This is a genomic window from Pseudomonas putida, from assembly GCF_002025705.1.
Lineage (GTDB): Bacteria > Pseudomonadota > Gammaproteobacteria > Pseudomonadales > Pseudomonadaceae > Aquipseudomonas > Aquipseudomonas putida_J.
This window is the reverse complement of the sequence record NZ_CP018846.1, coordinates 2490758-2509372: the sequence shown is the minus strand read 5'-3', so window position 1 is coordinate 2509372 and position 18615 is coordinate 2490758. Positions and strand designations below refer to the sequence as shown.

General features: G+C 62.1%; 19 protein-coding genes. 6 read left to right on the top strand and 13 right to left on the bottom strand.

Features of this window, described 5'->3' with window-relative positions; all coding sequences use genetic code 11:
• Positions 1-65: 65 nt before the first annotated feature.
• Both BUQ73_RS11320 and BUQ73_RS11315 read left to right on the top strand, forming a co-directional pair.
• Positions 66-1154 (top strand): polyamine ABC transporter substrate-binding protein, encoded by a 1089-nt coding sequence (locus tag BUQ73_RS11320; RefSeq protein WP_079228007.1) that lies wholly within the window; start codon positions 66-68, stop codon positions 1152-1154.
• 14 nt (positions 1155-1168) lie between these two features.
• Entirely contained in the window at positions 1169-2464 is a 1296-nt protein-coding gene (locus tag BUQ73_RS11315) for an NAD(P)/FAD-dependent oxidoreductase (protein WP_079228006.1), read from the top strand.
• A 134-nt stretch (positions 2465-2598) separates the two neighbouring features.
• On the opposite strand, the gene BUQ73_RS11310 is transcribed toward BUQ73_RS11315, so the two are convergent.
• A complete protein-coding gene (locus BUQ73_RS11310) occupies positions 2599-2904 on the bottom strand; it encodes a helix-turn-helix domain-containing protein (RefSeq protein WP_079228005.1) in 306 nt (101 codons plus the stop codon).
• Entirely contained in the window at positions 2885-3268 is a 384-nt protein-coding gene (locus tag BUQ73_RS11305; RefSeq protein ID WP_079228004.1) for a type II toxin-antitoxin system RelE/ParE family toxin, read from the bottom strand. The genes BUQ73_RS11310 and BUQ73_RS11305 overlap by 20 nt, the downstream gene beginning before the upstream one ends.
• A gap of 260 nt (positions 3269-3528) precedes the next feature.
• On the opposite strand from BUQ73_RS11305, the gene BUQ73_RS11300 reads away from it, so the two are divergent.
• The 3 genes from BUQ73_RS11300 to BUQ73_RS11290 all read left to right on the top strand — a co-directional run bounded on the left by BUQ73_RS11300 (position 3529) and on the right by BUQ73_RS11290 (position 5512).
• On the top strand, positions 3529-4206 hold the full coding sequence (locus BUQ73_RS11300) for a DUF3313 domain-containing protein (protein ID WP_079230536.1): 678 nt from the start codon (positions 3529-3531) through the stop codon (positions 4204-4206).
• A 249-nt stretch (positions 4207-4455) separates the two neighbouring features.
• A complete protein-coding gene (locus BUQ73_RS11295; protein WP_079228003.1) occupies positions 4456-5037 on the top strand; it encodes a DUF1842 domain-containing protein in 582 nt (193 codons plus the stop codon).
• A gap of 19 nt (positions 5038-5056) precedes the next feature.
• On the top strand, positions 5057-5512 hold the full coding sequence (locus BUQ73_RS11290; RefSeq protein ID WP_079228002.1) for a DUF1842 domain-containing protein: 456 nt from the start codon (positions 5057-5059) through the stop codon (positions 5510-5512).
• A gap of 48 nt (positions 5513-5560) precedes the next feature.
• Here the strand turns inward: BUQ73_RS11290 and BUQ73_RS11285 are convergent, their stop codons facing one another.
• Complete coding sequence (locus tag BUQ73_RS11285; RefSeq protein WP_079228001.1) at positions 5561-6937, bottom strand: L-serine ammonia-lyase; 1377 nt, start codon at positions 6935-6937, stop codon at positions 5561-5563.
• Positions 6938-7083: 146 nt separating this feature from the next.
• Between BUQ73_RS11285 and BUQ73_RS11280 the strand changes: the two genes are divergently transcribed.
• Positions 7084-8028, top strand: coding sequence for a LysR substrate-binding domain-containing protein (locus tag BUQ73_RS11280; RefSeq protein ID WP_079228000.1), 945 nt, complete (start codon positions 7084-7086; stop codon positions 8026-8028).
• Here the strand turns inward: BUQ73_RS11280 and BUQ73_RS11275 are convergent, their stop codons facing one another.
• The 10 genes from BUQ73_RS11275 to BUQ73_RS11230 form a co-directional block, all read right to left on the bottom strand.
• A complete protein-coding gene (locus BUQ73_RS11275; protein WP_079227999.1) occupies positions 8029-9690 on the bottom strand; it encodes a phosphoethanolamine transferase in 1662 nt (553 codons plus the stop codon).
• Positions 9691-9726: 36 nt separating this feature from the next.
• Positions 9727-11148 carry an undecaprenyl-phosphate glucose phosphotransferase gene (locus tag BUQ73_RS11270; protein WP_079227998.1) on the bottom strand — a complete coding sequence of 474 codons (1422 nt, stop codon included), beginning with the start codon at positions 11146-11148 and terminating at the stop codon, positions 9727-9729.
• 199 nt (positions 11149-11347) lie between these two features.
• The gene (locus BUQ73_RS11265; RefSeq protein WP_079227997.1) at positions 11348-12097 is read right to left on the bottom strand and encodes a WecB/TagA/CpsF family glycosyltransferase; all 750 of its coding nucleotides are present in this window, start codon (positions 12095-12097) and stop codon (positions 11348-11350) included.
• On the bottom strand, positions 12097-13284 hold the full coding sequence (locus BUQ73_RS11260; RefSeq protein WP_079227996.1) for a glycosyltransferase family 2 protein: 1188 nt from the start codon (positions 13282-13284) through the stop codon (positions 12097-12099). The genes BUQ73_RS11265 and BUQ73_RS11260 overlap by 1 nt, the downstream gene beginning before the upstream one ends.
• Positions 13278-14483: a glycosyltransferase gene (locus tag BUQ73_RS11255; RefSeq protein WP_079227995.1), complete on the bottom strand. Its 1206-nt coding sequence runs from the start codon at positions 14481-14483 to the stop codon at positions 13278-13280. The genes BUQ73_RS11260 and BUQ73_RS11255 overlap by 7 nt, the downstream gene beginning before the upstream one ends.
• A 22-nt stretch (positions 14484-14505) precedes the next feature.
• Positions 14506-15453 (bottom strand): VirK/YbjX family protein, encoded by a 948-nt coding sequence (locus tag BUQ73_RS11250; RefSeq protein ID WP_079230535.1) that lies wholly within the window; start codon positions 15451-15453, stop codon positions 14506-14508.
• Positions 15454-15460: 7 nt separating this feature from the next.
• A complete protein-coding gene (locus tag BUQ73_RS11245; RefSeq protein ID WP_027916653.1) occupies positions 15461-16438 on the bottom strand; it encodes a glycosyltransferase in 978 nt (325 codons plus the stop codon).
• 28 nt (positions 16439-16466) lie between these two features.
• Positions 16467-16991 (bottom strand): serine O-acetyltransferase, encoded by a 525-nt coding sequence (locus BUQ73_RS11240; RefSeq protein ID WP_027916654.1) that lies wholly within the window; start codon positions 16989-16991, stop codon positions 16467-16469.
• Between the two features lie 8 nt (positions 16992-16999).
• Complete coding sequence (locus BUQ73_RS11235; RefSeq protein ID WP_079227994.1) at positions 17000-17956, bottom strand: glycosyltransferase family 2 protein; 957 nt, start codon at positions 17954-17956, stop codon at positions 17000-17002.
• Positions 17949-18566, bottom strand: coding sequence for an acyltransferase (locus BUQ73_RS11230; RefSeq protein WP_079227993.1), 618 nt, complete (start codon positions 18564-18566; stop codon positions 17949-17951). Before BUQ73_RS11230 ends, BUQ73_RS11235 begins: the two co-directional genes overlap by 8 nt.
• Positions 18567-18615: the final 49 nt, after the last annotated feature.

The following is an 18615-nucleotide window of genomic DNA, read 5'->3' as shown; positions in this document are numbered from 1 at the left end:
CCCCGGGGGCGCCAGGCGCCCCCCCTTGCACCGAATTCAAAGAACAAGACCAACGAGGTGTCCACATGCGTCATCTGCAAGCCCTGATCCCCGCTACATTCGCCCTGCTGTTCGGCGCTGCCGCCCAGGCCACGCCCAGCGTCAGCGTCTACAACTGGACCGACTACATCGGTGACACGACCCTGGCCGACTTCCAGGCCAGCAGCGGGATCAAGGTCGTCTATGACGTGTTCGACTCCAACGAAACCCTGGAAGGCAAGCTGCTCGCCGGCCGCACCGGTTACGACGTGGTGGTGCCTTCCAACCACTTCCTGGCCCGCCAGGCCCAGGCCGGTGCGTTCCTGCCACTGGACCGCAGCAAGCTGCCGAACTGGCAGCACCTGGACCCGAAGCTGCTCAAGCAGCTTGAGCAGAACGACCCGGGCAACCAGTACGCGGTGCCGTACCTGTGGGGCACCAACGGCATCGGCTACAACGTCGAAAAGGTCAAGGCCGCACTGGGCGTTGACCATATCGACTCCTGGGCGACCCTGTTCGAGCCGGAGAACCTGAAAAAGCTCAAGCAATGCGGCGTGGCCTTCATGGATTCGCCCGACGAGCTGTTCCCGGCAATGCTCAACTACCTGGGCCTGGACCCTCGCAGCGAAAAGCCGGGCGACTATGCCAAGGCCGAAGCACGCCTGCTTGAGCTACGCCCGTACATCACCTACTTCCACTCCTCCAAGTACGTCTCGGACCTGGCCAACGGTGACATCTGCGTGGCCTTCGGCTACTCCGGCGACGTATTCCAGGCCGCCAACCGGGCGGTGGAAGCGAAGAACGGGGTCAAGATTGCCTACAGCATTCCCAAGGAAGGCAGCAACCTGTGGTTCGACCTGCTGGCGATCCCCAAGGACGCCAGCAACCCCGATCAGGCCCTGGCCTTCATCAACTACCTGCTCGACCCGAAGGTGATCGCCAAGGTCAGCGCCACGGTCGGCTACGCCAACGCCAACCCTGATGCCCAGGCCTACATGGACAAGTCGCTGGTCGACAACCCCGAGATCTACCCACCCCAGGCAGTACTGGACAAGCTGTACATCTCCAGCACCCCGAGCCCGAAGATCATGCGTGTCATGACCCGCTCCTGGAGCAAGATCAAGTCCAACCGCTGAACCGAGAACGCGCCATGCCTTTCGATACTCAACATACCGCGTCGTACTACGCCGCCACCGCGCGTAACGCGGCGCCCTACCCCAGCCTCGACGGTGAACTGACGGCCGACGTTTGCGTGGTCGGTGGCGGCCTGACCGGGGTCAACACCGCACTGGAACTGGCCGAACGCGGGCTCAGCGTAGTGCTGCTGGAAGGCCGGCGCATCGGCTGGGGCGCCAGCGGACGCAATGGCGGGCAGCTGATTCGCGGCATCGGCCACGACGTCAGCGGCTTTGCCCGCTACGTCGGCCAGGACGGCGTGCAATACCTGAAGCAAGCGGGGATCGAGTCGGTGGCCCTGGTGGCCCGCCGTATCGAACAGTATGCGATTGCCTGCGACCTGCGCTGGGGCTTCTGCGAGCTGGCCAATACCCCGGCACAGTTCGATGCCTTCAAGGATGAACAGCAAGAGTTGGCCAGCTTGGGCTACCGCCACGAAACCCGCCTGGTCGGCCCCGAGGGCATGCACGAGATCGTCGCCAGCGACCAGTACGCCGGCGGCCTGGTGGACATGGGCTCGGGCCATCTGCACCCGCTCGATCTGGTTCAGGGCGAAGCGCGCGTGGCCCATGGGCTGGGCGTGCGCATCTTCGAGCAGAGCCCGGTGCTGCGCATCGAACATGGCCCCACGGTGACCGTGCATACGGCACGGGGCAAGGTGCGGGCGCAGAGCCTGGTTCTGGGCTGCAATGCTCACCTCGACGAGCTGGAACCACGCCTGAGCGGTAAAGTGCTGCCCGCAGGCAGCTACGTGGTGGCAACCGAGCCGCTGCCGGAAGCACTGGCCAGCCAGCTGATCCCGCAGAACATGGCCATGTGCGACCAGAAAGTCGGCCTGGACTACTACCGCCTCACAGCCGACCGCCGCCTGCTGTTTGGCGGCGCCTGCCACTACTCCGGGCGCGACCCCAAGGACATCGCAGCCTACATGCGGCCGAAGGTGCTCAAGGTGTTCCCGCAATTGGCCGATATGCGCATCGACTACCAGTGGGGCGGCATGATCGGAATCACCGCCAACCGCTTCCCGCAAGTGGGGCGGCTGAGCCAGCACCCTAACGTCTTCTACGCCCAGGGCTATTCCGGGCACGGCCTGAACGTGACGCACTGGACGGCGAAGTTGCTGGCCGAAGGCATCGCACAGGGGCAAAGCCACGGGCTGGATGTATTCAGCGCGGTACCCCATCTGACTTTCCCGGGCGGCAAGGCATTGCGCTCACCGCTGCTGGCGTTGGGAATGCTGTGGTACCGGTTGCGGGAGGCGCTGGGCTAAGCATAAGCGGGCCTGAGCCCGTCGCGAGAAGACTACGCTTGCGGCGGGCCATATATCACATATCACTTCAATATATTAATTTACGTTATTGATTTATATGTATTTTTCAATACAAAGAAAATCATGCTAAATGCTTAAAGAATCGCATGTAACCCTTTGATTGCAATAACATTTAGCAACTTCAACGCAGGCCCGGCCGGACGCGTCTCGCCCTGCTCCCACTTGCGCACCGTGGATGCGCTGGTATGCAGATGCAGCGCAAATACCGGCTGGCTGAAGTTCAGCGCTTCGCGAAGCTGGCGAATATCCAAGGCACTGAAATCCCGAACTGGCGCCGGACAAAGCTTTTCGAAATCCCGCAACGTAACCTTGCCGACAGCCCCGGCGTCATGAAGAACGGCCAGGTCTTCGCGCAATGATTCAACAATTTTGCTGCTCACAGCAGACCTCCATCAAAATACCTGATTGCAATGCCCGCCTGAGCGATACGGGACAAAGGTCCAGGAAAACCTTGCCAGCAAAGCGCAGTGCTTTCTGTTCTTCCAGCGTGATGTTGGCCTTGTCGCGCTTGGCGAACCCATGCAGAAACACATAACGATTGCCGATGCGCGCAGAGAGTAATGTCCGGTAACCGCCTCGCTTGCCAGTACCATGCCCTGCAACACGCTTCTTGAACAACTCACCGCCAAGGCTGGCATCTACCAAATCCCTGCGCATTTCATTCACCGCCTGGCACAACATCGCATCTGACAACTGCTGCGCAGCTTGCCAGCGCGCAAAATCCCTGCGCTTGAGAACTTCCATGAGCGGCCTCCAGACCATACCCGTTACGGGCATAGTTTTCCAAGGGTCGCTGCGATTGCATAGACAGCGTGTTCCGGCCACGCTGTAGGAAATGTCAGCACCATGACTGGCCACGATTTGCGCCGGCCGTCAGTGGTCAAGCCATTGCGCCAAATCAATACGATACCGGGTGCAAAGCGCACTTTTCAGCCACCCACTGGCCTTCTGCCAAGCACCTGCTAGCGTTGTTCTGGCCGACCCATCATGGATGCATGATCATCATGAAATCATTGCCTCGCGTTACCCTGCTGTGCGCCGCTTTGCTCGCTGTGGCTGCCTGCTCCAGCAACCGCGTGGACCCCAAGGACTATTCCGGTTTCCTCAAGGACTACAGTCGCCTGCAGGAAGCGAAAAGCCCATCTGGCGCACCCGTGATGCGCTGGATTGACCCCAAGGTAAACATCAACCAGTACACGCAGGTCTTCATCGAGCCCAGCCAGTTCTACCCCAAGCCGCAAGCCACGGCGGTCATTTCCCAGCAGACGCTGGCTGAAATCACCCGCTACTTCAACGATGCCATGCGCCGTGAGCTGGGCAGCGTGCTGACGCTGGCCAAGGCGCCCGGCCCGGGCACCATCGTGGTCCGCCCGGCGATTACCGCGGTGTCCACCAGCAATGAAGGCCTCAAGCCTTACGAATTCATCCCGATCGCGCTGGTTTCGGCGGGCGTCAACACGGCCATGGGTGGCCGCGACCAGGAGGTAGATGTTGGTGTCGAAGCGGCCTTCCTCGATGGCGGCAACCAGAAGGTGCTGGCCCAGGTGGTGCGCAAGGGCACGGGCAAAGAGCTGGAAAACGACAAGACCAAGCTGACCCTCAACGATGTCAAGGCCGTGCTCGACGGCTGGGCGAAGGACATGCGTGCCAGCTTCATTACCCTCAAGAACAAGAGCAAGTAAGCGAAAGCCGCTCCGCTCGTCGGAGATCATGTAAAAACGCCATCACTGCCTGGCAGCCCTGCTTTACTCAAGCGGGCTGCCAGGCAGGCGGCACCGCAGACCAGGGACTGGTTGCACAAGCAGGCTGACAACAGCCGCTCGCTCCGGGCAAGCATCAGCGCCGCCCGGCTCCCTCTTCTCCCCGCCTTTTCCGCCCGCCTTCGCAGTCGTGTATCGGTTTTTCATTCATCGAATGCAATGGAGGCAATCATGTCTGATTCACTGCTCGCACCTTCGGTAGGCCTGTTCCCGGTGTCCTACCAGATAGGCAACAACGCCGCAGGCGCACCGCGCCTGCAACTGGACCTGCTGGTCCATACCCCGGACCGCAGCGTCAATGGCGCGGCCCAGATTACCCAGGCCATCAACCCACCGCTGGACCTGCACCTGGATGTTTGGGGCAGCTATACCTACCTCACCGTCCAGCCGCCGAGCGACGCCAGGATCCTGATTACTGCCCAGGGCAATCAGGGTGGGCCGCACGCCAACTCGCCCGTGCATTTCAAGTTCAGGGCGCTGCTCGACCCGAGCTGGCAACGCGGCGTGGCCGACTACGAGTACTTCAATGGCCAGCGCTGGGTGAGCGTGGACAACGTCCCGGTCACGCTGGAAGGCCAGCGCATCCAGCAGCTGGCCAATGTCGACCTGCACAGCGAACTGCACAACGCCACCCTGGAGGCGGCCATCGCCAACGGCGATGTCGCGCAGCTCAAGCAGCTGGCCACCGGCGGCCTCGACCAGGCCATTGCTGCGACCAAGTCCCCGGCCACCAAGGCCGCCAAGAAAGCCTGAGCAGGCAAGGAGATACACCATGGCAATCGGACTGTTCCATGTGCGCCTGAACGTCAGCAACGGCTTGCTCGGCGCCCCGACCCTGACCCTCGACCTGCTGGTCAACACCGTGACCAAGAAGGTCTCCGGCAAGGCCCGCGCCAGCCAGGCCACCTACCCGCAGCAGCCATTCCAGGCCAACGTGTGGGGTGACTACAGCGAGCTGCAGTTCGCGCCGGCCGGCGCGCCGTCGATCGTTCTCAGCCTGGATGGCAGCCCCAGCGGCCCGCTCAGCCAGATCGCGCAGACCTTCCACCTGCACGGCCTGCTGGAAGCCGACTGGAGCAATGGTTCAGCCAGCTACCGTTACTTCAGCAACGGCCACTGGCTCGATCAGCATGGGCGAGTGCGCAAGGCGCCGGATGTGACCCACCAAGGCCGTCCGCAACTGGCGCAGCGGCTGAAGGCGGCCATCGACCAGCTGGAAAGCGTATAACCCGCAAGCAATGTTCGCCGGCAAGGCAACTTGCCGGCGAAACCACGATCAACACTCGACGAATGCCACCGCCAGGCCGCCGCGCGAAGTCTCTTTGTAGTTGGCATGCATGTCGGCACCAGTGTCGCGCATGGTGCGAATCACCCGGTCGAGCGAGATGAAATGCTCACCGTCACCCCGCAGGGCCATCTGCACGGCATTGATCGCCTTCACCGCGGCAATCGCATTGCGCTCGATGCACGGCACCTGGACCAGCCCACCGACCGGGTCGCAGGTCAGCCCGAGGTTATGCTCCAGGGCGATTTCGGCGGCATTCTCCAGTTGCGCTGGCGTGGCGCCCAGCACTTCGGCAAGGCCCGCGGCGGCCATCGAGCAGGCCGAGCCGACCTCCCCCTGGCAGCCGACTTCGGCACCGGAGATCGACGCATTCTTCTTGCACAGGATGCCAACTGCGGCAGCGGCCAGCAGAAACGCCACCACATCGTCGTCGCAGGCGCTCGGGTTGAACTTCATGTAGTAGTGCAACACCGCCGGGATGATGCCGGCAGCGCCGTTGGTGGGCGCGGTGACCATGCGCCCGCCTGCGGCATTCTCTTCGTTGACCGCCAGGGCAAACAGGTTGACCCACTCCATGGCGCTCAAGGTCGAACCGATCACGTTGGGCTGCCCGGCCTCCTGCAGGGCGCGGTGCAGCCGTGCGGCGCGCCGCTTGACGTTGAGGCCACCGGGCAGGATGCCTTCGTTGCGCAGGCCGTTGTCGACGCAATCACGCATCGCCGCCCAGATCCGCAACAGGCCTTCGCGCACCTGCGCTTCCGGGCGCCAGGCGCATTCGTTGGCCAGCATCAGTTGGCCGACGCTCAGGTTGTTGGCCTTGCACAAGGCCAGCAATTCGGCGCCGCTGGAAAACTCGTACGGCAGGTTGACGGCATTCGCTTCTGCCTGCGGTGCATCGATCTCGCCCTGCTCGACAATGAAACCACCACCGATGGAGTAGTAGGTCTGCTGCAACAGGCTGCCCTGCCCGCCCACGGCCTCCAGGGTCATGGCGTTGGGGTGATAAGGCAGGCTTTCGTCCAGCAGCAGCATGTCGCGGGCGTACTGGAACGGCAGTGGGTGGCTGCCGTCGAGCATCAGGCACTGCTCCTGCAGCAACTGATGGATACGCGGTTCGATGGTGGCCGGGTCGATGCGATCCGGCCACTGCCCCATCAGGCCGAGCAGGCAGGCGCGATCGGTGGCATGGCCTACCCCGGTGGCTGAAAGCGAGCCGTAAAGGCGCACTTCGATGCGCTGCACCTGCGCCAGCAGGCCTTGCTCACGCAACGCCTGGGCAAAGCTCGCCGCCGCCCGCATCGGGCCTACGGTATGGGAACTGGACGGGCCGATGCCAATCTTGAAAAGGTCGAAAACACTGATAGCCATACTAATGCCTGACCGTACCGGCGCTGAACGCTGCCGCACGGCTGTCTGAGAAAATTGAACGCTATTACCAATTTGCGCGATACTGCCCCGCTCACTGGTAGATGACCAACGAAACTTCCTAAGCAAGGCTTTAGTGGTACTAAACGATGCGACGGCAACTCAATGGCCAGATGTTCGTCTGGCTGCATGTCTTTTCCTGTGCGGCGCGGCACCTGTCGTTCACCCGCTGCGCCGAAGAACTGCACATCACCCCGGGTGCGGTCAGCCAGCAGATGCGTCAGCTCGAAGAGCGCCTGGGTTACAAACTGTTCCTGCGCCGGGCGCGGGGGGTCGAACTGAGCGCCGAGGGCCAGCGCCTGGCACAGGCCGTGACCGAGGCCTATGGCAGCATCGAGGCCGAACTGCTGCGCCTGGATGCCGGGGAAATCCGCGGCACCTTGCGTTTGCGTTCAATTCCTTCGTTCCTGGCCAAGTGGCTCACTCCGCGGCTGCCGCGCTTCCAGCAGCGCTACCCGGACATCGAGCTGCGCCTGGTCGCCGAAGACAGCGCTCAGGCCTTGCACCCTGGCGACTTCGACCTGGCCATCGACCTCAACGACGGCAGTTACCCCGGCATGCTGTCGACCCCGTTGCTGGACGAACAGATCTTCCCGGTCTGTTCGCCCGCGCTGCTGCGTGGCCGCCCGCCGCTGCATGGTCCGGCCGACCTGGCACATTACCCGCTGCTGCATGACATCACCGCCTGGCGCGGCAGCTCGGAATACGCGGAGTGGGAGTTCTACCTGGAGGGTATCGGCGCCACCGGGCTGGATGTGCGCCGAGGGCACACCTTCAACCGTAACCACCTGACCATCGAAGCGGCGATCGCCGGCATCGGCGTGGCCATTGCGCGGCGCACACTGCTCAATGACGAGCTTGAACGCGGCGCCTTGATCGTGCCCTTCGGCCACCCCATCGCCAATCACAAACGTTACATGGTGCATTACCCGCCAGGTGGCCTGAACCAGCCCGGCGCCCGTGCGGTGCATGACTGGCTGGTGGAGGAAGCACAAAGCTTTCGCACCTTGCACCCACTGGCGCTACCGGCCTGATCATTCAGCGGCAATGTGCTTGATATCGAAGTTGAACGACGGCACATAGCCGGTACCGAGCAGGTGCGGGCATTGCGAGGGCTTGTAGTCATCGCTGAGCAAGTCCTGGGTGCTGTCATAGCCCGGCATCGAAATCCCGGTCATGTTCAGCACCGTATGCGGCAACGAGGCGATGCTGACCTGCTGGTCCTCCCTGGCCTTCAACTTCTGCAATTTGCCCGATTGCTCAGCTGACAGGTTGCCACTTGACCAGACAAACGCCGAGGTCGACAGGTCATATTCATTGCCCATGCCATGGCCCAGCAGTTGCCGGCTGTCATCCAGCAGGTTCTCGCCATGGTCCGACGAGTAGACCAGCAGCGCTTTGTTCTGGCTGGCTGTCAGTTGCTGCATGATCGTGGACAGCAGCCAGTCGGTATACAAAACCGAATTGTCGTAATCGGCCGTGATCCGGTCTTTCTGGCTGCTGCTGGCAGGCTTGAACTGGGCAAAGTCACTGGGGTAGCGCCGCGCGTATTCGAAGTGGCTGCCCTTGATATGAATGAATATTGCCTGCCGGCGCCCATTGGCCTTGCCCAGCACGTTCTGCAAGGCCGGCATCAGCGCACCGTCATAGCTGCGCTCCAGATACTGGCGGTATTGAGCTTCTGCGGCGATCTGCGGAATGATGCCACCAAAGCTGTCTACCTCCTGTGAAGACAGCCAGTAAGTGTCGTAGCCAGCCGCACGCAAGATCCCTACCAGCGATTTGTTCGAGGCGATCAAGTCCCAGTCACGGATGGGTTCCAGGCTGAGCAGCGAAGGCACGGCAACCGAGGTATAGGGCGCGGTGGTACACATGCGGTTGAACTTGAACAGCCCCGGCTGCTGGTCGAGATGGGGCGTGGTCTTGTTGTGGTAACCGTACAAGGACCAGTTGTGCGGGCGCGAAGATTCGCCAATGACGAACACCAGTGTCTGGATGTCGGCCTGGCCGGAGATGCTGGTGATCTTCACCTCCGATTCCAGGCGCTGCTTGATGTAACCCTTGGATTCCACATACAAGGTGGCCGTCAGGCCGATCTGCGACAGGTAACCAACCGGCGTGCTCTGGTCTTTCGCCACCAGATCGAGCACGGCACCTTTACTCAACGAATTGACCTTCACGGTCTTGTAGAAGTACGCCCCATAACCCAGCAGCAAGCCGCTCAGCGCCAGCGCAAAAATGGCCTTGTTGCGGTAGAGGCGACGCCCATGCAACCCGGCCAACCCCACCCCATAGCACACCGCGAACACGGCCAGGATGCCAGCGATCGAGCGCCAGTAGGTGGCGAGAAAGTCGGTCGCTTCCTTGTAGTTGGTCAAGCCGATGAACAGGTAGGCCGCTGTCAGGCGCGAACCAAAGTTCAGCACCAGGAACAGGTCGATGCTCGCCAGCAGATAGAAGGGCAACAGCAGCAGATGCACCTTGAACTGATTGGCGGATGCGAAGCGGATTGCCAGCAGCCACAAAAATGAAATGGCAAAGGTGTATAAAACCAGCAAGTCGATCTTCGCGCATTGGCAGTCCGCCAACAGCCTGGCGAACAGCGGCGAAAACAGAAACGCCCATAGCACCAGCGAGGGCCACTCGGCTTTCAACAGCCTAGCGGCACCTGCCCCTCCCGCTGACAAGATGCTCATGCCCCCTCCCCCTGTACACCACGCTGGATTCCGGCGTCAGTAAGCCTGCTTGCCGGTGAAGGCATTGATCGTGCGCACCAGGATCACGAAGTCGAGCCACAACGACCAGTTGTTGATGTACTCGATGTCCGAATTGACCCGCTGGATCATCTGCTCGATGTCCTTGGTTTCACCCCGGTACCCGCGCACTTGCGCAAGGCCTGTCATGCCGGGCTTGATGTTATGGCGGGCGAAGTAGTCGACGATGTCCTGTGAATACAGCGTGTCATGCTGCAAGGCATGGGGGCGCGGGCCGACCAGCGACATGTCGCCGGTCAGCACGTTGAACAGTTGCGGCAACTCATCGAGGCTTGTGCGCCGGATGAATGCCCCGACCCGGGTCAGCCGCGGGTCATTGCGCTGCGCTTGCGCGACCACGCCGTTTTCCGGCTGATGAACATGCATGCTGCGGAATTTCCAGATACGGAACGACTCGCCGGTCCAGCCTGTGCGGTCCTGGCGGAAGAACACCGGCCCCGGGCTGTCGAACTTGATGATCAGCGCGACCGTCAGCAGCACCGGCGAAGCGCACAGCAGAATGAGCGCTGCCAGCACGCGGTCCTCGAGGTTTTTCAGGAACAGGCTGGTGCCGGTCAGTGGCGTTTCCGACAAGGTCAGCACCGGAATCCCGGCAATCTCACGCACGCTATGGTTGATCAGGCGCAGCGAGAAGATATCCGGCACCCAGTTGACCGCGATGCACTTGTCGAGCAACTTGAGGTAAACATCCTGGATGACTGCCGACCCCCCAAGAGGGGTTACCAGGTACACCGTGCGAATACCATGCTGGGCAATGATATCGTCCAGGTCGGCAATGCTGCCCAACACCGGCAGGCGCTGCTTGTTATCTTGCGCCTCGCGCCCCTGGTCCTCTTCCTGATCGACCCAGATGCAGCCCATCACCCGCTCGCCGAACCACGGGTTGTTGCTGATCTTCTGGTACAGGAAGTTGGCCAGGTCGCCATTGCCGATGATCAAGGCATTATCCAGCCGCGCATGGGCGGTAAAGCGCTTCTGCAACTCTCGCATGGCCACGTGCAGGAACAACTGGACGAAATAGCCAATGACAAACAGCTGCACGACCAGCAGGCGTGAGTAGGTTTCGCTCTGCTTGGTCAGGAAGGCGATGACCACCAGGAAACAGAACGTTGCCGACCAGGCCTTGAACAGCCTGAAGGCCTTTACCGAAAGCCCTACGTTGCTGCGGTAGATGGCGTAGTGATCATAAATGACCGCCAGTGCGCCGATCAGCAGCAGGAGCATGATCACGTAGTCCGAAGTGATGTAACCGAACTGGTCGTAGATCAGGTACCACGCCACACCGGTGACGGCAATCCCATCAAGGCCTGCTTGAACGGCGTTACTGACGCTGCTTCTTCGCTGGAGCAACGACCGACTGCTGCGGGGTTCGAACACCATCGTAAGGCCTCACTGATCTGTGTGTATGGCATATGCCTGACCATCACAACGAAGCGATGGAAACTCACCTCAGGTACCTGAAAAACCTTTGAAATTTTGCTGCCCGGCGCGCTGCTACAGACTGATATCACTGTAGCAGTACCCGGGGTTTGCTGCGGAGCAGATCGACCACTCCGACAGACTGCGTTCAGCTTCGCCGCTACAGCCGATGCGCAGGCGCTCTGGCGTAGAGCAGCGCCCGCAACAGGAACAATGGATTGCCAACCACATAGCGCGTAAACAGCCGCTTGGGCTCTTTGAGCAACCTGAAAATCCACTCACCGTTCAAGCGCCGCACCCAGTGGGGCGCTCGCGTAACCTTGCCACCCAGAAAATCCACGATGGCGCCGCCGCATACGATCAGGCAGGGGTAGCCAAGCGCCGCCAGCCGGGCGGCCACCTGTTCCTGCTTGGGCATCCCCATGCCCAACACGATCAACTCTGGCTGTTGCTGCTGGGCGAGGCCCAGGTAAGTATCGACCTCGGCAAAACCATCGTGCCGTGACACCACGTGCACGCCATACCGCACTTCGCAGCGCTGAGCGGCCTCGGACAGGAACGGCTCCCGCGTACCCCAGAACGCCACGCGCCTGCCATTGAAGGCCGCCAGCAGCTTGGGGATGAAATCCGTGCCGTTCATGTTGAGCCCGGGCGCCAACCCCAGGCGCCGCAGCAATATCGCCATGCCGGCCCCATCGCGCAGCAGCACGTCCGCCGCTGCCAGTGCCTGGCAGTAATCAGCCTTGCCGGCGACCAGGTTCATGGCATGGGCGTTGACGAAGCCCAGCACCGTTGGCCGCTGCGCTGAACATAGCGACACCAGCAGCCGTTGCTCGTCTGCAGCATCCTCGACCAGGTGCAGTTTGCCCATGATCGTCTTCCAGCGTTGCAGCCAGGCCCAAGCACCCATCAGCTGTCATCCCGTTTCGAACGCACCCAGTCCACCTGGCGCTTGAGTAGGAACCCCAGGTACAGGGGGATTTTCCTGGCCGCATAGAACGGCGCGTACATCAGTACCGAAAACGGCATCACCTCCCGTGCAAAGCGTGCCCACGCCAGCAAGACTGCAGCACCCAACAGGCCCAACCCCAGCGTGGCAAGCAATGCAGGCAACAGCAGCCCAAATAGTCCGAATGCCAGCCAGGTGACCAAAAAAAGCACCGTCAGCAGCAATGACAGCAAGGCCAGCGGAGGCACCAGCAGGTCCAAGGCCATGCCCAACAGCGGCCAGTTACGTCGCGCCAGCGCATGCCCGACAAGCTTCGGGCCCTCCGCCAGCACAACCCCCAGGTGCCCATGTTCCCAGCGCTTGCGCTGGATGCTCAGGCCTTCCTGGCTGGTGGGGAAATGACTGTTGACGACAGCCTCCGGGCAGAACAGGGGCGGTTTGCCGAGCGCGGCACACTCAAGCCCCAGCTTCAGGTCTTCGACCAGATGCCCGGTGGCCAGGTTGACGGCCGACAAGTCTTGCCAGGTAAATGCCATGCCCGCTCCCATCAACTGGCAGGGCAAGCCCGCCCGGGCCCAACCACGCGGGCGAACCAGGTTCTTTACCCGCCAGGCAAAGGCGGCGACCTGCACTTTCAACCCTGCGCCAGCAGGTGCATGCATCAGGTACAGCGCTTGTGCCGGCCGGCCGCTGTCGACGCAACAGCGTGCCAGTTGCTCGAGCACATCCGCGCCTACCTGGCAGTCTGCGTCGATGATGATCAGTACATCCGGAGGCGACTGGCGCAGATGCTGCACCCCGAAGTCCAATGCGTAACCCTTGCCGCGTCGCTGTTGATCCTGGCGCTCGACCACTTGTGCACCGGCCGCGCGGGCCAGGCTTGCGGTCTGGTCCGTGCAGTTGTCGGCGACCACCAGCAGTTGGTCGCCTTCACGCAATTGCGGCCTGATGCTGGCGAGCGTAGAGGCGATCAGCGTTGCCTCGTTGTGCGCGGGCACCAGCACGGCTACCCGCGCACGCTTGCCTTGCCGGGCTACCCGCACAGGCGCAGGCAGGCAGGCCAGTACGACCTGGGTGAACAACAGCAGTGCCGGCAACAGCAGCAGTAGCGCCGCCAGCACCAGCAACCCGCCCAACAGGGTCAGCATGTCGGCTCCTTGAAATGGCTGAGCAACCTGGCCGCTTCAGTATCGATGTCGTGGCGCTTGAGCACGCGCTGGTAAGCCGCCTCGCCCATGCGCTGCAGCACCTCTGCAGGTTGCTGCAGGCAGTCAAGCATGGCATCGGTCAACGCTTCGACCGAACCTGCCGGGAACAACCAGCCGTTCTCGCCCTGGCGCACCAGTTCGGGAATGCCTGCCACGTAGGTGGTAAGCACCGGGCGACGCAGCGCCATGGCCTCCATGATGACCACCGGTAAACCCTCGGCAAAGCTGGGCAATACCAGCGCGCGCGCGGCAAGGATCTCGTCGCGTACCTGCGCGCTGCTGATCCAGCCGGTGATGCGTACCTGCGTCTGCAATCCATGCCGGGCGATCAGCGCCTCGATCGGGCCGCGCAATTCGCCATCGCCTGCCAACACCAGTTCAAAGGCCACGCCCCGGCTGGCCAGGGCATGCGCGGCCTCGATCAACAGCAACTGGCCTTTCTGTTCACACAAACGCCCCACACAGACCAGCCGGGGCGCATCCGCCAGAGCCAACGCAGCCCCTTCGTGGAAACTGCGCTCCAGGCCGCAATGCACCACCTTGACCTTGCCCCAGTGCTCATGTGCCACCCAGCGGTACAACTGGCTGCGCCCGAAAGAACTGACAGCGGCAACGAACGCGGCCCGGCGCACCTTTTCGCCAAGGTGCAGAAGTTGTGCCTTGTCGAACTCTTCCGGCCCATGCACGGTGAAGCTGTAGCCGGGCCCGCCCAGCGCGTTGGCCAGCATGACCACCTCTGTCGAGTTGGTGCCGAAATGCGCGTGCACGTGCTCGGCAGCAGATGCCTGCAACCACTGCACCACCCGGCACGCTTCGGCCAGGTAGACCAGGTGGTAGGGCCATGGGCGATCGGCACGCCAACCCAGGCGAAGCGCCAGGCGCAGGGCTGCAAGAAACGCTTTGGGGCGTGCCCGCATCACCTCTAACAGGGGCTTGAACAAGCCCCTCAACCCCTCCTGTAGTACATAGCGGGTCTTGCCCCGTTCTGCCAGGTCTTCGGCGTCGTGCAGTTCGGCGTCCCAGCCACGCAAGGCGATGCGTTGTACCTCCACGCCCTGGCGCTCCAGCGCCAGTATTTCGCGGCGGATGAAACTGTGACTGACCTTGGGATACTGATTGATGAAATAAGCAATGCGCATAGTGCCCCGAATCTGAGTCCGTTTACTGAATGGCCAGGTCTGCCGCGCTCTGCTGCACAGAGCTGGCAGCCAGGGCGGCCTGTATCTGGCCAAACACGTCATCCAGCAACGCATGGCGCCTGCGATACATTGCCCGTTTCTTGGCCGCGACTTCCTCTACCGCGCGCTGCGCAGGTGCCAAGGGGATGGTGAAAAAGTCCTCGCGGTCCGAGGGAGCGGCACCGTTTTCCTGCCAGATCACGTCGTAGTTGGCGGCCAGGTCCTGGTGTTTGTCGGCGCCAAAATAAGGATGGCGATGGTGGCGATATTCATCCCCCACCGCATAAATGCGCTCGGCCCCCAGGGTTCTGGCCACGCACTTGATCGCCTCGATCAACAGGCTTCTGGGGCGCAGGCCTTCGAAGTCCTTGGTCAGGTCGCGGTAGATCGTCAGCGAGGTCTCGCTGTCCACGCCTTTGTGAATGCCTTGCACTGCGCCGATGTACAGGCACAGGCCCGCTGCTTCACGGCACAGGGTGAACGCGAGCGAGGCCACGCGCAGCTCGCCCTGGAACAGGTTGATCACCAGCTCCCCTTCGCGCTTGAACCAGATGGGCCGATCGAGCACCAGGCTGCAACCGCTGGAGTACGCCGACAGGTCGCACAACAGCCGATGTTCGTCACGCTGCAACAGCAGCAACGGGGCACAATGCGCAGCGACCACTTCATAGTGGGACGCTACCGCTTCGAGCCGCTGTGGGGCGCTCCAGCTCTTGCTGATGTACGGCCACTGCACGACGCCGATGCAGTCCACGCCCAGCCGCTCGAAGCGGTCTTTGCCCAGCGCCTGTGACATGCGCTTGGCGAAGGCCTGCAAGCCAGGCCACTCGCGGGCCATCGATACCGTCAACTTGAACTTGTTGTTGAGCGCGCGCAGCGAATAGCCGGGCTGCAAGGTAAGCACACTTTTGGCTAACGATCTGAACGTCATCGACATGTCATTTGTACTCGATCAGCAGCGCCTTGCCGGCCGCGTACCTGTTAAGCAGGAACTTCGCCTGGCCGAGCATTTCGGGGAACTTGCCCAGCACCAGGAACACTGCCTGCCACCAGTTTTCCCGCGTCGAACGCCCGCCCCGGCGGGCCAGGCGCACGATCTGCAGCGGATAGACCAGCAACAACCACAGCCCCCAACCGCCCGACAGCAGGCTCACGACCAGGATCGCCAGTGGCAGTTGCAGGCCCCATAACCAAGCGCGCCGAGATTCACGCAGCCAATGCCGCTCCGGGGCCAGCCCATGCAGGTAGGCGCCCTCGGCATAGGCATAACCGGCTCGCAGACTGCGCCGCCACCATTGCCCGAAACGGGTCATGGCGGCATCGTGCAGGGTCATCTCATCGGCCAGGCGCCAGACCTTCCAGCCAGCTGCGCGCAAGCGCACGCACAGCTCCGGCTCTTCGCCGGCAATCAGTTCCGGGCGAAACCCGGATACCGCCATGAAGGCGTCGACACGCATCAGTGCATCGCCCCCGCAGGCCTTGGTTTCCCCCACCGGTGTGTCCCATTCCAGGTCGCACAGCAGGTTGTATACCGAGCGCTGCGGGAAGCGCTCGCGGCGCCGCCCACACACCACCGCCACGTCCGGGTGCTGGTCGAGAAAGGCCTGGGCCTTGCCCAGCCAGCCGGCATCGACTTCACAATCACCGTCGACGAACTGCACATGGCGGATACACGGCACGATGCCTTGCAGGCAGGCAAAACCCTCGTTACGGGCCCGTGCAGCGGTAAAGGGTTGCGTCATGTCCAGCGCCACCACTTCGACGCCAAGCCGTCGCGCCAGCTGCACCGAGCCGTCGGAGGAGCCGGAGTCCACGTACACCAACTGGTCCGCCCGCCCCACCAGGGACAACAGGCAGCGCTCCAGGCGCTGGCCTTCATTGCGGCCGATCACAACCACTCCAATGCCTGTCACCATGGGCTTCACTCGTCAGCTGCGGGCTGGGTCACGTGTACTGCATTGCATCGCTGTGCTTGCGCGACTTGATCGTCGCGGGCACCCCCACTGCCAGGGAGTTGTCCGGCACATCGGTCAACACCACCGCGTTCGAGCCTATCGCGACGTTGTTACCGATGCGTATATTGCCCAGCACCTTGGCCCCGGCGCCGATATCCACGTTGTTGCCGAACACCGGTGCGATGGGTTCGTCGACGTTCTTCAGGCCCACCACCACACCGTTGCGGATCCGGCAGTCATCGCCAAAGCGCGCATAGCCACTGATGACGATGCCGCCGAAGTGGTCGATGACGAAATTGCGGCCAATCACGACCTCGCAGGGCAGCTCGACCCCGGTGATGATCTGCACGAACTTGAACAGCACCTTGTAGACGAAGGAACACACTTTGCGCAGCAGGGCCGGACGTACGCCATAGCGCCAGCGGCCGAAGCGGTAGACCAGCAGCACCCAGAATCCCTGGGCGCCCCAATCACCACCGTGAGCGCGCAAGTCTGCGCGGATGTTGTCGAACATGGTTTCACCTACCGTGTGGGTTGGCTGGCAAACTGGGTCTTGAACAACAACGACCAGGTGACGCGGGTATGTTTCCAGCACGCCTTGATCGCAGCCAGGCCGCGGCCTTTGAGCAATGCCTTGAGCGCCAGTACCAGGTCACCCAGGCTCACCAGCAGCATATGCAAGGCCAGCCCTGCCACGCCGTGGTGCTTGCGGAAATACAACAGCTCGCTCTCGATCTGATAACCGGATATCTGCCGGCTCGCCGCTTCCAGTTCGGCCACCGACTTGGAGCTTTCACCGCCGATGTGCACCACCGTGGTGTCAGGGAAATACACCACTTTCCAGCCGGCCGCCTTCACCCGCTTGCAGTGGTCCACCTCCTCGTAATAAAGGAAGTAACGCGGGTCGAACAGCCCCACCTGGTCGAGCACTTCACGGCGCACGAGGTAGAAGCAGCCGGGCAGCCAGTCGCACTCACGCACCGAAGCGTGGTCCCAGTCCATTTCATCGACCATTTTCAAGCCCGGGAAAAAACGCCCAAGCCCGGTGCGCGAGACGAATACGTTCAAGGGTGTCGGGAAATAGCGGCAACTCGGTTGCAGATCGCCGTCACGGCCCACCAGGCGCACGCCAAGGATGCCGCACTCCGGGTGTGCCTCCATGTAGTCGACGGTTTTCTGCAGGCTGTCGGCAGCCACGAAGGCATCGGTGTTGAGCAGCAGCGCGTACTTGCCCTGCAGGTGCGCAAGCAGTTGATTGTTGGCGCGGCCGAAACCGACATTGAGCTTGTTGCTCAGCAGCAAGGCATCAGGGCAGACCTTGCCCAGGCGCTCCACCGAGTCGTCAACCGACGCATTGTCCACCACCAGGTAGCTGGCCAGGGCTTCCCCGCCGGCGGCGCGCAGTGCGTCGAACATCGGCTGCAGCAACGACGCGGTGTTGAAATTGACCACCATCACATCGACAGGCTTCTTATCCATTGCTGCCGTCCCCGAAGAAATAGCGACGCCTGTGCATCGCCAAGGTTGGCTCCAGCGTTGGGTCGAAGGAGCCTGAGCGCTGCTTGATCAGGTCTATCCAGGGGTAGGCGTTGCAACGATCCTCGACCCGCTTGATCAAGTCGGCAGTGGTGCAGATGAACTTTGCCGGGTTGCCGCCGACCACCGTGCCCGGTGGCACGTCCTTGGTCACCACGGCACCGGCAGCCACCACCGAATCAGGCCCGATGGTCACGCGTGGCATGACGATCGCGCCGTGGCCGACGAAGCTGTTGTCCCTGACATCGATGACACCAACCGAGTCCAGTTTCTTGCCATAGCAGAGCTCGATCAGCGCCACCACGCCGTCATGGCCCAGCAACGTACAATCGGACAAGCCGACGTTATTGCCGATGCGCACCAGCGCCCGGTCGGTGACGTTGCAACCGACATTCATGTGAAAATTGCTGCCTACGGAATAGAACCCGCCCCATCGGCACTGGTATTCGCCCCACTGCCTGGGTGTGGGGTTGCAAAGCTTCTTGTAGGCCGCAACGCCTCGTCCGGTCGTATTGGCATAATGCGCCACTGCACTGCGTATCCATCCAAACATACGGCATGCCTCGCAAATCAAGCGATCCTGGACTGTCCCTGAGGCGAAC